Raw genomic sequence first — 12,548 nt, 5'->3', positions numbered from 1 at the left:
TGTTCTCCTGAAACCCGGCGCACCCCGCGGCGCGCCGGGCGGTGATTAGTCGCCGAGTGTCGCCACCATGACCGCCTTAATGGTGTGCATGCGGTTTTCTGCTTCGTCAAAGACGATGGAGTTCGGTGATTCAAAGACCTCTTCCGTCACCTCCAGCCCCTTCAGGCCGTACGCCATCTCGATCTCGCGGCCCACTTTAGTGTGCTCGTTGTGGAACGCGGGCAGGCAGTGCATGAACTTGACGTTCGGGTTGCCGGTGGCCTTCATGACGTCCGCGTTGATTTGATACGGCTTCATCAGGCTGACGCGCTCGGCCCAGGCCTCCTTCGGCTCGCCCATGGAGACCCACACGTCGGTGTAGAGGAAATCGGTGCCCTGTACGCCTTCTTCCACGTCGTCGGTGAGGGTGATGCGTGCGCCCGTTTCTTTGGCGATGGCGCGGCACTGCTCAACCAGCCCGGCTTCCGGCCAGAAGGATTTCGGTGCCACGAGGCGGATATCCATCCCCATCTTGGCCGCGCCGACCATCAGGGAGTTGCCCATGTTGTTGCGCGCGTCGCCGAGATAGGCAAAGCTCAACTCCGGCAGAGTTTTGCCCGGTGAATGCTCCAGCATGGTCATCAGGTCAGCGAGAATTTGCGTCGGGTGGAACTCGTCGGTCAGGCCGTTCCATACCGGCACGCCCGCGTACTCGCCCAGCTCCTCGACGATAGCCTGGCCGTAGCCGCGGTACTCGATGCCGTCATACATGCGGCCCAGCACGCGGGCGGTGTCTTTCATCGACTCTTTATGGCCGATCTGCGACCCGCTTGGGCCGAGGTAGGTGACCTGCGCGCCCTGGTCAAACGCGCCCACTTCGAAAGCGCAGCGGGTGCGGGTGGAGGTTTTTTCAAAGATCAGGGCGATGTTTTTCCCGACCAGCGTCTGCTTTTCGCGCCCGGCCTTTTTGGCCGCCTTGAGCTCGATGGCGAGGTCGATCAGGTACTGAATTTCCGCCGGGGTGTAGTCCAGCAGTTTGAGGAAGTTGCGGTTTTTCAGGTTGATGGTCATGGCTAAATCCTTTTTAAAATGAGTGATCAGTTACGAATCAGCGTGCCTTTCTCGCCCGCCAGGATCTCCGCGCCGTCGGCCAGCGCGCCGATCCCGGCAATGCCGTTGCAGGCCTCAACAAACTCGCGGCAGGCGGCGACCTTCGGCCCCATCGATCCGGCGTCGAACGGCATGTCTTTAAGCAGTTCCGGCGTCACCTGCGCCAGCGGGCGCTGGGTCGGCTTGCCCCAGTCGAGGTACACCGCGTCGGCATCGGTGAGGATCAGCAGGGCGTCGGCCTCGATCTGACGCGCCAGCAGGGCGGCGGAGAGGTCTTTGTCGATCACCGCCTCAATGCCGCGATAGCCGTTGGCGTTTTCCACTACCGGCACGCCGCCGCCGCCGTTGCAGATGACCAGGTGGTCGCGCTGGATCAGCGCCGTGATGGCGTCGCTCTCCACGATGCGCTTCGGCTGCGGAGAGGGCACCACGCGGCGGAAATAGGCGCCGTCTGCCCTGAACGTCCAGCCTTTTTCTGCGGCCAGCGCTTTCGCCTGCGCTTCGCTGTACACCGGACCGATGTACTTGGTCGGGTTGCTGAACGCCGGGTCGGCGGCGTCCACTTCCACCTGGGTGAGCAGGACGCTCACCTCACGCTGCGGCAGATTGTTTTTCAGCGCCTGCTGGAGCATGTAGCCGATCATCCCCTGGCTTTCCGCGCCGAGAACGTCCAGCGGGTAGGGCGTCACTTTGTCGTAGGCGCTGTTTTGCAGCGCCAGCAGCCCGACCTGCGGCCCGTTGCCGTGCACCAGCACCACACGCCACTGCGCCGTCAGCCCGGCGATGGTGCGGGCGGCCTGCTCGATGTTCTGGCGCTGGATATCCGCTTCCAGCGGCTCGCCGCGCTTAAGCAGCGCGTTGCCGCCCAGAGCCACAACCAGAGTGGGTTTTCGTTCCATGATGGCTCCTTAAATTCCGTCGCGTTCCAGTGGGCAGCTCATGCAGCGCGCGCCGCCGCGACCGCGTCCCAGTTCGTCGCCGGGGATCGGCAGCACGGTAATGCCCGCTTTGTCGTACTTCTCGTTGGTCCAGACGTTACGCTCGTAGCCAATCACCACGCCCGGGCGGATGGTCAGAACGTTGTTGGCGTCGTTCCACTGCTCGCGTTCCGCTTCAAAGGCGTCGCCGCCGGTGGTGATCAGGCGGACCTGGTTAATGCCGAGGGCTTTTTCGATGGCGTGCAGCAGGTCGGTTTCCTGAGTGCGCAGCAGGCCGCCGCGTCCGTCCGGCGTGAGCGTCCAGCACTGGGCGTCTTTGCGCACCACTTCCGGATAGACGGAGAAAGTGTCCACGTCGATGTGGGTCATCACCGTGTCGAGGTGCATGCAGGAGCGGTGTTTTGGCAGCTCAACGGCAATAACGCGTTCGGCCTGACGGTGTTTAAACAGGCTGTTGGCGAGGAACTCCACGCCCTGCGGCGTCGTGCGCTCGGACATGCCGATCAATACCGACCCGCGGCCAATCACCAGTACGTCACCGCCTTCTAAGGTGGCGTGGTCGTAATTAATATTCTCGTCGCCGAAATACTTAATAAAATCGCCGTCGGCAAATGCCGGATGCCAGCGATATATCGCGCGCAGATTATTGGTTTCACGCTGGCGGGCGGGTTTCGCCATTGGGTTAATGGACACGCCGTTATAAATCCAGCAGGAGGTATCGCGGGTAAATAAGTGGTTCGGCAGCGGCTTCATAATAAAATCATTCGCCGTGTGGGTATCCACTACCATATTTTTAATGGCTGCCGGAATTTCGCCGTAGGTTAATCCCCCGCTTAATCGCCGCGCCAGTTCGCGGTGCGGCATATCCGCCAGCCAGCCGCGCACGTCGCCGGCAAAGGTTGGCCCGAGGCGATAATCGGAGATTTGCGTTTCAAGAAGCCAGGCTTTCGCTTCTGCAATATCAAGGGTTTGCGTGAGAAGGTCGGTCAACAGCAGGACTTCCACACCCTGCTCGCGCAGCGTGTTTGCGAAGATGTCATGCTCCTCACCCGCCCGTTCAACCGACAGTACATCATCAAATAACAGCTCCTGACAGTTTGAGGGGGTTAACCGCTTCAGACTTAAATTAGGGCGGTGCAGCATAACGCTACGCAATTGACCAATTTCAGAACCGACGTAATGCTTTTCCATAATTATTCCTTTAACTGTTTTTCAGAATAAAAAGGGCATGCGCCATGTGGTGTGTTTAATTACATGGCGGCTAAGCTCAATTGATTTCGTGATTTATAGTAGGCAGTTAAATAATCCGTAATGTGATATTGCTCACGCGAAAATGGATATTAATGCGTTTGTTTTCATTTGCATGATTCGCATCAGATAATGATTAATTTCATATTATTGGGAGTTGAATAGCTAAGCAGGATCCGGTGGCATTATTTGAGGTTGTTATTATTTTGTGGAATTACACATTTTGTAATTATTAGTTATCTGTTTGATTTTAAACGATTAAATAAAGTGGAAAGAATGGCTATGCAATAATGACAATTAACTATTTTTGACTTAAGGAAAATCCATAAATAATTATGGGCTTATAACGGAAATTATCAAAGTCGTAAAATGTGATACGGCAGCGGGTTTTGTTATTAAGCTCTTTATTTCAGTGGGTTATGTGAGAACCTTAGCGCGCGCGAAATGAGGTTATGCATAACCGCTGCATAATTGCCTGGGCAGTATTAACAGCGGGTTAACACCTTTTCCGATAAACATGCGCTCGCGCAAGCCTCGTCGAAAAAGGGCTGGTATGGCAGGCTTAACTCTCGTATAAAAGACAAAAATGAAACGTTGTTTTACATCGAGAGGTTTCCCATGATTATCGGCAACATCCACCATCTGCAGTCCTGGCTGCCTGACGCGCTGCGCCAGGCCATTGAGCACGTTAAAGCCCACGTCACCGACGCCACGCCGCTCGGCAAGCATGACATCAACGGCAACAGCCTGTTTTATCTGGTGTCAGAAGACATGACCCAGCCGTTCGCCGAGCGCCGCGCCGAGTACCACGCGCGCTATCTGGATATCCAGATTGTGCTGAAGGGCCAGGAAGGGATGACGTTCAGCACCCTGCCGCACGGCACGCCGGACACCGACTGGCTGGCGGATAAAGACATCGCGTTCCTGCCGGAAGGCGAGCAGGAGAAAACCGTGGTGCTGAGCGAAGGGGATTTTGTGGTGTTCTGGCCGGGTGAAGTGCATAAGCCGCTGTGCGCGGTGGGGGAGCCGGCAAAGGTCAGAAAAGTGGTTGTTAAAATGCTGGTGGAGTAAGTTCCCCTCACCCCAGCCCTCTCCCACAGGGAGAGGGCACCAGACTGCACCCACGCATAATGTGATCCAGCTTAAACTTCCCGCACTCCCTCCTCATCTCCCATTTACCTCCCCTTTTTCTGCGTCATAGTATGATCGTTAAATTAATGAACACTGTTCTATAATGTAGAACAAAATGATTCAACAAGGAGATCTTATGCCGCAGTCCGCGTTGTTCACGGGAATCATTCCCCCTGTCTCCACCATTTTTACCGCCGACGGCCAGCTTGATGAGCAGGGCACCGCCGCGCTGATCGACGATCTCATCAAAGCAGGCGTTGACGGCCTGTTCTTCCTGGGCAGCGGCGGCGAGTTCTCCCAGCTCAGCGCCGAAGAGCGTAAAACCATTGCCCGCTTTGCTATCGATCATGTCGATCGTCGTGTGCCGGTGCTGATCGGCACCGGCGGCACCAACGCCCGGGAAACCATTGAACTCAGCCAGCACGCGCAGCAGGCGGGCGCGGACGGCATCGTGGTGATCAACCCCTACTACTGGAAGGTGTCGGAAGCAAACCTGATCCGCTATTTCGAACAGGTGGCCGACAGCGTCACGCTGCCGGTGATGCTCTATAACTTCCCGGCGCTGACCGGGCAGGATCTGACTCCGGCGCTGGTGAAAACCCTGGCCGATTCGCGCAGCAATATTATTGGCATCAAAGACACCATCGACTCCGTCGCCCACCTGCGCAGCATGATCCTCACCGTTAAAGCCGCTCATCCGCACTTCACCGTGCTGTGCGGCTACGACGATCATCTGTTTAATACCCTGCTGCTCGGCGGCGACGGGGCGATTTCGGCCAGCGGCAACTTTGCCCCGCAGGTGTCGGTGAATCTTCTGAAAGCCTGGCGGGATAAAGACGTGGCGAAAGCGGCTGAGTATCATCAGACCCTGCTGCAAATCCCGCAGATGTATCAGCTGGATACGCCGTTTGTGAACGTCATTAAAGAGGCGATCGTGCTTTGTGGTCGTCCTGTCTCCACGCACGTGCTGCCGCCCGCCACGCCGCTGGACGAGCCGCGTAAGGCGCAGCTGAAAACCCTGCTGCAACAGCTCAAGCTCTGCTGAGCCGGACGATAACGATGACCATTGAGAAAATTTTCACCCCACAGGACGATGCGTTTTATGCGGTGATCACCCACGCGGCGGGGCCGCAGGGCGCGCTGCCGCTGACCCCGCAGATGCTGATGGAATCCCCCAGCGGCAACCTGTTCGGCATGACGCAGAACGCCGGGATGGGCTGGGACGCCAACAAGCTGACCGGCAAAGAGGTGCTGATTATCGGTACCCAGGGCGGTATTCGCGCCGGAGATGGACGCCCGGTTGCGCTGGGCTACCACACCGGACACTGGGAAATCGGCATGCAGATGCAGGCGGCGGCGAAGGAGATCACCCGCAACGGCGGGATCCCGTTTGCGGCCTTCGTCAGCGATCCGTGCGACGGGCGCTCGCAGGGCACGTACGGCATGTTCGACTCCCTGCCGTATCGTAACGACGCGGCGATCGTGTTTCGCCGTCTGATCCGTTCCCTCCCGACGCGCCGGGCGGTGATCGGCGTGGCCACCTGCGATAAAGGGCTACCCGCCACCATGATCGCGCTGGCCTCCATGCACGACCTGCCGACCATTCTGGTGCCGGGCGGGGCGACGCTGCCGCCAACCGTGGGGGAAGACGCAGGCAAGGTGCAGACCATCGGCGCGCGCTTTGCCAACCACGAGCTCTCCTTGCAGGAGGCCGCCGAGCTCGGCTGTCGCGCCTGCGCGTCGCCGGGCGGCGGCTGCCAGTTCCTCGGCACGGCGGGCACCTCGCAAGTGGTGGCGGAAGCGCTGGGGCTGGCGCTGCCGCACTCCGCGCTGGCGCCGTCCGGGCAGGCGGTGTGGCTGGAGATCGCCCGCCAGTCGGCGCGGGCGGTGAGCGAGCTGGATAACCGCGGCATTACCACGCGCGATATCCTCACCGATAAAGCCATCGAAAACGCCATGGTGATCCACGCTGCGTTCGGCGGTTCAACGAACTTACTGCTGCACATCCCGGCCATTGCCCACGCGGCGGGCTGCACTATTCCGGACGTAGAGCACTGGACGCGCGTCAACCGCAGGGTGCCGCGCCTGGTGAGCGTGCTGCCCAACGGCCCGGACTATCACCCGACCGTGCGCGCGTTCCTCGCGGGCGGCGTGCCGGAGGTGATGCTCCACCTGCGCGATCGCGGCCTGCTGCATCTGGACGCCATGACCGTCACCGGCCAGACGGTGGGCGAGAACCTCGACTGGTGGCAGACGTCCGAGCGCCGTAAGCGCTTCCGCCAGTGCCTGCGCGAGCAGGACGGCGTGGAGCCGGATGACGTGATCCTGCCGCCGGAGAAAGCAAAAGCGAAAGGGCTGACCTCGACGGTCTGCTTCCCGACGGGCAACATCGCGCCGGAAGGTTCGGTGATCAAGGCCACGGCGATCGACCCGTCGGTGGTGGATGACGATGGCGTTTACCGCCACACCGGCCGGGTGCGAGTGTTTGTCTCGGAAGCGCAGGCGATCAAGGCCATCAAGCGGGAAGAGATTGCGCAGGGCGATATCATGGTGGTGATCGGCGGCGGGCCGTCCGGCACCGGTATGGAAGAGACCTACCAGCTTACCTCCGCGCTGAAGCATATCTCGTGGGGCAAGACGGTGTCGTTAATCACCGATGCGCGCTTCTCGGGCGTATCGACGGGTGCCTGCTTCGGCCACGTGTCGCCGGAGGCGCTGGCGGGCGGGCCGATCGGCAAGCTGCGCGACAATGACATCATCGAGATTGCCGTCGACCGCCTGACATTAACAGGCAGCGTGAACTTTATCGGCACCGCGGATAACCCGCTGACGCCGGAGGAGGGCGCGCGCGAGCTGGCGCTGCGGCAGACGCACCCGGACCTGCACGCCCACGACTTTTTGCCGGACGATACCCGGCTGTGGGCGGCATTGCAGTCCGTGAGCGGCGGCACCTGGAAAGGCTGTATTTATGACACCGATAAAATTATTGAGGTAATTAACGCCGGTAAAAAAGCGCTCGGCATTTAATTATTTTTCACGCGATTGTCGTCTACGGAATATATTCCGTGGGCGGCTTTTACGTATCTATAATTTGTTAATTTAAACAATACGTTGCGATATATCGTTGGCGTCACAAAAGCAAAATAACGTAATTCAGAAATAAGATATGACCATTGCTGGCTAATTGAACAGCTCATTACACTCCATTAACACGATGTTGTAATTCAGCACACTACCAAAGGGTGTAATTCTGATGACGCAATTAACCATGAAAGACAAAATTGGCTACGGGCTGGGTGACACCGCCTGCGGCTTTGTCTGGCAGGCCACGATGTTCCTGCTGGCCTATTTCTACACCGACGTGTTTGGACTCTCCGCGGGCATTATGGGCACGCTGTTTTTAGTCTCCCGCGTGCTCGACGCCGTGACCGACCCGCTGATGGGGCTGCTGGTAGACCGCACCCGCACGCGGCACGGTCAGTTCCGCCCGTTCCTGCTGTGGGGCGCCATCCCGTTTGGCATCGTCTGCATGCTGACCTTCTACACGCCGGACTTCTCCGCGCAGGGCAAAATCATCTACGCCTGCGCGACCTACATTCTTCTGACCCTGGTCTACACCTTCGTTAACGTCCCGTACTGCGCCATGCCGGGGGTGATCACCGCCGACCCGAAAGAGCGCCACGCCCTTCAGTCCTGGCGTTTCTTCCTCGCCGCGGCGGGCTCGCTCGCCATCAGCGGCATCGCGCTGCCGCTGGTCAGCATCATCGGCAAGGGGGACGAGCAGGTGGGCTATTTCGGCGCCATGTGCGTGCTGGGGCTGACCGGCGTGGTGCTGCTCTACGTCTGCTTCTTCACCACCAAAGAGCGCTACACCTTTGAGGTGCAGCCGGGCTCGTCGGTGGCGAAAGATCTCAGGCTGCTGCTCGGCAACGGCCAGTGGCGCATCATGTGCGCGTTCAAGATGATGGCGACCTGCTCCAACGTGGTGCGCGGCGGGGCGACGCTCTACTTCGTGAAATACGTGATGGATCACCCGGAGATGGCGACCCAGTTTTTACTCTACGGCAGCCTCGCCACCATGTTCGGCTCGCTCTGCTCCTCACGCCTGCTGGGCCGCTTCGACCGCGTCACCGCCTTCAAGTGGATCATCGTCGCTTACTCGCTCATCAGCCTGCTGATTTTCTTCACCCCGGCCGAGCACATCGCGCTGATTTTCGCCCTCAACATCCTGTTCCTGTTCGTCTTCAACACCACCACGCCGCTGCAGTGGCTGATGGCCTCCGACGTGGTGGATTACGAGGAGAGCCGCAGCGGGCGTCGCCTCGACGGGCTGGTGTTCTCCACTTACCTGTTCAGCCTGAAGATTGGCCTGGCGATTGGCGGGGCGGTTGTGGGTTGGATCCTGGCCTGGGTGAACTACTCCGCCAGCAGCAGCGTGCAGCCGGTTGAGGTGCTCACCACCATCAAAATTCTGTTCTGCGTGGTGCCGGTGGTGCTCTACGCGGGCATGTTCATCATGCTGTCGTTCTACAAGCTCACCGACGACCGCGTGGAGGCCATCAGCCAGCAGCTGATCAAACACCGCGCGGCGCAGGGCGAGGCTGTTCCCGACGCCGCGACAGCCGCATCCCATTAACCGGAGGCAACATGGAAATTACTAACCCGATCCTGACCGGCTTCAACCCGGACCCGTCCCTGTGCCGTCAGGGCGAGGACTACTACATCGCCACCTCGACCTTCGAGTGGTTCCCGGGCGTGCGCATCTACCACTCCCGCGACCTGAAAAACTGGTCGCTGGTCAGCACCCCGCTGGATCGCGTGTCGATGCTGGACATGAAGGGTAACCCGGACTCCGGCGGCATCTGGGCGCCGTGCCTGAGCTACGCCGACGGCAAATTCTGGCTGCTCTATACCGACGTGAAGATTGTCGACTCGCCGTGGAAAAACGGCCGCAACTTCCTCGTCACCGCGCCGTCCATTGAGGGGCCGTGGAGCGAGCCGATCCCGATGGGCAACGGTGGGTTCGATCCGTCCCTGTTCCACGACGACGATGGGCGTAAATACTACCTCTACCGTCCGTGGGGGCCGCGACACCACAGCAACCCGCACAACACCATTGTGATGCAGGAGTTTGACCCGCAGACCGGCACGCTCTCGCCCGAGCGCAAAACGCTGTTTACCGGTACGCCGCTCTGCTACACCGAAGGAGCACATCTTTATCGCCACGCGGGCTGGTACTACCTGATGGTTGCCGAGGGCGGCACCAGCTACGAGCACGCGGTCGTGGTACTGCGTTCCAAAAATATCGACGGTCCGTACGAGCTTCATCCGGACGTAACGATGATGACCAGCTGGCACCTGCCGGAGAACCCGCTGCAAAAGAGCGGCCACGGCTCGCTGCTGCAAACCCATACGGGAGAATGGTATATGGCCTACCTCACCAGCCGCCCGCTGCGCCTGCCCGGCGTGCCGCTGCTGGCCTCCGGCGGGCGCGGCTACTGCCCGCTGGGGCGCGAGACCGGCATCGCCCGCATTGCGTGGCGCGACGGCTGGCCGTACGTGGAAGGCGGCAAACACGCGCAGCTGACCGTGCCCGGCCCGCAGGTGGCGGAGCAGCCCGCAGCCGCTCAGGGTAACTGGCGGGATGATTTCGACGGCAGTACGCTTGACCCGGAGCTGCAGACCCTGCGCATTCCGTTCGACGACACCCTCGGCTCGCTCACCGCCCGCCCGGGCTACTTACGGCTCTACGGCAACGACTCGCTCAACTCGACCTTCACCCAGTCGACCGTGGCGCGCCGCTGGCAGCACTTCACCTTCCGGGCCGAGACGCGGATGCAGTTCTCGCCGGTTCACTTCCAGCAGAGCGCGGGGCTGACCTGCTACTACAACAGCAAAAACTGGAGCTACTGCTTTGTGGATTTCGAGGAGGGGCAGGGGAGAACCATCAAGGTGATCCAGCTCGACCACAACGTGCCGTCGTGGCCGCTGCACGAGCAGCCCATTTTGGTGCCGGAACATACGGAGAGCGTCTGGCTGCGGGTAGATGTGGATACGCTGGTCTACCGCTACAGCTACTCGTTCGACGGCGAGACGTGGCACGCCGTGCCGGTGACCTATGAAGCGTGGAAGCTGTCGGATGACTACATCGGCGGGCGCGGCTTCTTTACCGGCGCGTTTGTGGGGCTGCACTGCGAGGACATCAGCGGCGACGGCTGTCACGCGGACTTCGACTACTTCACTTACGAGCCGGTATAGCCCAGCGCGCGTGAGAGCTCGAGCCCGGCCTGCTGAAGCTCCTCGCGGAAGCGGGCCAGCTCGGCGTCGTCCACGCGGGAGGTGAGCGTCGACAGGCTCAGGGCGGCAATCACGCGGGATTCGTGGTTCCACACCGGCACCGCCACGCAGCGCACGCCCTGCTCGTTCTCTTCGCTGTCCAGGGCGTAGCCCTGCTCGCGGGTCTGCGCCAGGGCGGTCATTAACGCTTCACGAGAGGCGAGGGTCGCGGGAGTAAAGGTGGTGTAGTGATAGCCCTCCAGCAGGGCGTTCAGCTCGGCCTCGCCCAGCCAGGCAATCAGCACCTTGCCGATGGCGGTGGCGTGAACCGGCAGGCGGCGTCCGATGCGCGAATAGGCGATGGCGGCCAGCTTGCCTTCAATCTTCTCGATATAGACCCCTTCACGCCCGTCCAGGATCCCCAGATGGGTGGTCTGCCCGGTACGCTGGGACAGCTCTGTCAGCCAGCCTTTCGCCTTCTGGCGAATATCGATGGAGCCCACGACAAAATGGCCGCGCTCGACCAGCTTCATGCCAAGGCGATATTTGCCGTTCTCCGGGTTCTGATCGATATAGCCGTGAAGCTGGAGGGTTTTCAGCAGCGAGTGGAGGGTACTCTTGCTCAGCCCCATCAGTTTGCTGATGTCGGTGATCTTAAGCTCGGTGGCCTGCTCGTTAAACAGGTCGAGGATCTGCAACGCACGTTCAACAGACTGAATAATCGGCATAATGCTGGCATGTCCACGCTGGAATGAAGGCGAAAACGTACCTTTTTCGGGGTGAAAAATCAATTGAGTAGAGCGGGTTGTGGGAGAAAGGGCATCAGGCCGCATCGTCGCCTGATTTGCCCGGCGGCGCTACGCTTGCACGGGCCTACGGGTTTTGTAGGCCGGGTAAGCGCAGCGCCACCCGGCTACATTATTGTTAGCGGGGGAATCAATTATTATCCCGTGCAGCGACAGACTGAATTTTCCAGATCCCATCTTCTTTAACCATGCAATCAATAACTGTGTGCTGGGTCTTTTTGCCGAACGTGATATTCACGTTTACACAGACCGGGTCTGAATCATACGAATCAATAGCCACATTCTCAGCCCAGTCCTCGCCGATATACTGCGATTTCATAAAAAAATCAGCCTCGTAAAATTCAGCATCGGCATAACGGGGATCGTCTGCATGACGTAATTTTTTCATGGTACTGGCCGTAACGAACTTATCGATTTCATTTCCCTCCTGGATAGGATAATGATCGTTGTTCACCTGTTTGACGTACCAGCGATTGAATTCAAGGGCGCGCTGCATCGGTACCTGAAAATCTTCGGCCCCCAATGCTGCTGTGCTGAATAATACAATTAAGATGAGCTTATTCATATTAATAATGCCTGTATAAGGTGACGGCTGGCTGGAGTTGGCGATACGTTGGCCCCGGGTACATTGTTCTCTGTTTAAAATCTGAATACCAGGTTCCAGCGCCATCGTAAATACAGACATGCCCGTACTGATTCGGGCCGGGCAAGGCATCAATCACCGCGATATCCCCCTCTATGGGAGTGCCATAGACTTTTGTGAACCCTGCTTTTTCAAGAGAACGCCAGAAATCCTTAGCGTTTGCCCCTTCGATTTTAAGCCCTCCGGCTCGAATGGCGGCGGCGATTGCGCGAGCGCAATAGTGTCCAGTATGGGTTAGTGCGTGGCTACGGGCGTATGACACAGCTTCATGCTTATTCCATGACATAAATAATCCTTATTAACGAAATGCAGCAATAAGGAAATATTACGCCGATAATATACGGTATTTTGTAATTGATAATGGCCTGATATTAACCATTATCTACTCAGTAAATAATGGTTAATAAAAATATAAAT

Annotated in this window: 11 protein-coding genes; 5 read left to right on the top strand and 6 right to left on the bottom strand. The window is 58.9% G+C overall.

The genetic code is table 11. The features are described 5' to 3' along the window. Nucleotides 1-45: 45 nt before the first annotated feature. From argF to arcA, 3 genes are read right to left on the bottom strand one after another with little or no spacing between them, the layout of a single operon-like run. A complete protein-coding gene (gene argF, locus IM284_RS17435) occupies nucleotides 46-1,050 on the bottom strand; it encodes an ornithine carbamoyltransferase (RefSeq protein ID WP_003863360.1) in 1,005 nt (334 codons plus the stop codon). 26 nt (nucleotides 1,051-1,076) lie between these two features. Continuing rightward, on the bottom strand, nucleotides 1,077-1,988 hold the full coding sequence (arcC, locus tag IM284_RS17430; RefSeq protein ID WP_193055849.1) for a carbamate kinase: 912 nt from the start codon (nucleotides 1,986-1,988) through the stop codon (nucleotides 1,077-1,079). 9 nt (nucleotides 1,989-1,997) lie between these two features. Continuing rightward, nucleotides 1,998-3,218, bottom strand: coding sequence for an arginine deiminase (arcA, locus tag IM284_RS17425; RefSeq protein ID WP_047367010.1), 1,221 nt, complete (start codon nucleotides 3,216-3,218; stop codon nucleotides 1,998-2,000). A gap of 675 nt (nucleotides 3,219-3,893) precedes the next feature. Here arcA and IM284_RS17420 point away from each other — a divergent pair. The 5 genes from IM284_RS17420 (at nucleotide 3,894) to IM284_RS17400 (ending at nucleotide 10,664) form a co-directional block, all read left to right on the top strand. After that, complete coding sequence (locus tag IM284_RS17420; protein WP_028015322.1) at nucleotides 3,894-4,346, top strand: YhcH/YjgK/YiaL family protein; 453 nt, start codon at nucleotides 3,894-3,896, stop codon at nucleotides 4,344-4,346. 196 nt (nucleotides 4,347-4,542) lie between these two features. Further along, nucleotides 4,543-5,451: a 2-keto-3-deoxygluconate aldolase gene (yagE, locus tag IM284_RS17415; RefSeq protein ID WP_047367011.1), complete on the top strand. Its 909-nt coding sequence runs from the start codon at nucleotides 4,543-4,545 to the stop codon at nucleotides 5,449-5,451. 14 nt (nucleotides 5,452-5,465) lie between these two features. Then, complete coding sequence (yagF, locus tag IM284_RS17410; RefSeq protein ID WP_047367012.1) at nucleotides 5,466-7,433, top strand: xylonate dehydratase YagF; 1,968 nt, start codon at nucleotides 5,466-5,468, stop codon at nucleotides 7,431-7,433. A 226-nt stretch (nucleotides 7,434-7,659) separates the two neighbouring features. Beyond that, the gene (locus IM284_RS17405; protein WP_028015325.1) at nucleotides 7,660-9,042 is read left to right on the top strand and encodes an MFS transporter; all 1,383 of its coding nucleotides are present in this window, start codon (nucleotides 7,660-7,662) and stop codon (nucleotides 9,040-9,042) included. Between the two features lie 11 nt (nucleotides 9,043-9,053). Continuing rightward, nucleotides 9,054-10,664 (top strand): glycoside hydrolase family 43 protein, encoded by a 1,611-nt coding sequence (locus IM284_RS17400; RefSeq protein WP_047367013.1) that lies wholly within the window; start codon nucleotides 9,054-9,056, stop codon nucleotides 10,662-10,664. Here IM284_RS17400 and xynR read toward each other — a convergent pair. The 3 genes from xynR to IM284_RS17385 all read right to left on the bottom strand — a co-directional run bounded on the left by xynR (nucleotide 10,649) and on the right by IM284_RS17385 (nucleotide 12,417). After that, nucleotides 10,649-11,410 carry a DNA-binding transcriptional repressor XynR gene (gene xynR, locus IM284_RS17395; RefSeq protein ID WP_047367014.1) on the bottom strand — a complete coding sequence of 254 codons (762 nt, stop codon included), beginning with the start codon at nucleotides 11,408-11,410 and terminating at the stop codon, nucleotides 10,649-10,651. The genes IM284_RS17400 and xynR overlap by 16 nt on opposite strands. A gap of 208 nt (nucleotides 11,411-11,618) precedes the next feature. Beyond that, nucleotides 11,619-12,053 (bottom strand): DUF3828 domain-containing protein, encoded by a 435-nt coding sequence (locus IM284_RS17390; protein WP_047367015.1) that lies wholly within the window; start codon nucleotides 12,051-12,053, stop codon nucleotides 11,619-11,621. A 1-nt stretch (nucleotide 12,054) separates the two neighbouring features. After that, on the bottom strand, nucleotides 12,055-12,417 hold the full coding sequence (locus IM284_RS17385) for a hypothetical protein (RefSeq protein WP_008501376.1): 363 nt from the start codon (nucleotides 12,415-12,417) through the stop codon (nucleotides 12,055-12,057). Nucleotides 12,418-12,548: the final 131 nt, after the last annotated feature.

Origin of the sequence: Enterobacter cloacae complex sp. P12RS, assembly GCF_014895875.1 — a bacterium.
Lineage (GTDB): Bacteria > Pseudomonadota > Gammaproteobacteria > Enterobacterales > Enterobacteriaceae > Enterobacter > Enterobacter bugandensis.
This window is presented reverse-complemented; position numbering and strand designations above follow the sequence as displayed.

Coding starts and splice junctions, on each gene's coding strand:
- IM284_RS17390 (WP_047367015.1), bottom strand. CDS start 12,053: ATGAATAAGCTCATCTTAATTGTATTATTCAGCACAGCAGCATTGGGG.
- IM284_RS17405 (WP_028015325.1), top strand. CDS start 7,660: ATGACGCAATTAACCATGAAAGACAAAATTGGCTACGGGCTGGGTGAC.
- xynR (WP_047367014.1), bottom strand. CDS start 11,410: ATGCCGATTATTCAGTCTGTTGAACGTGCGTTGCAGATCCTCGACCTG.
- argF (WP_003863360.1), bottom strand. CDS start 1,050: ATGACCATCAACCTGAAAAACCGCAACTTCCTCAAACTGCTGGACTAC.
- arcC (WP_193055849.1), bottom strand. CDS start 1,988: ATGGAACGAAAACCCACTCTGGTTGTGGCTCTGGGCGGCAACGCGCTG.
- yagE (WP_047367011.1), top strand. CDS start 4,543: ATGCCGCAGTCCGCGTTGTTCACGGGAATCATTCCCCCTGTCTCCACC.
- IM284_RS17385 (WP_008501376.1), bottom strand. CDS start 12,417: ATGTCATGGAATAAGCATGAAGCTGTGTCATACGCCCGTAGCCACGCA.
- arcA (WP_047367010.1), bottom strand. CDS start 3,218: ATGGAAAAGCATTACGTCGGTTCTGAAATTGGTCAATTGCGTAGCGTT.
- IM284_RS17420 (WP_028015322.1), top strand. CDS start 3,894: ATGATTATCGGCAACATCCACCATCTGCAGTCCTGGCTGCCTGACGCG.
- IM284_RS17400 (WP_047367013.1), top strand. CDS start 9,054: ATGGAAATTACTAACCCGATCCTGACCGGCTTCAACCCGGACCCGTCC.
- yagF (WP_047367012.1), top strand. CDS start 5,466: ATGACCATTGAGAAAATTTTCACCCCACAGGACGATGCGTTTTATGCG.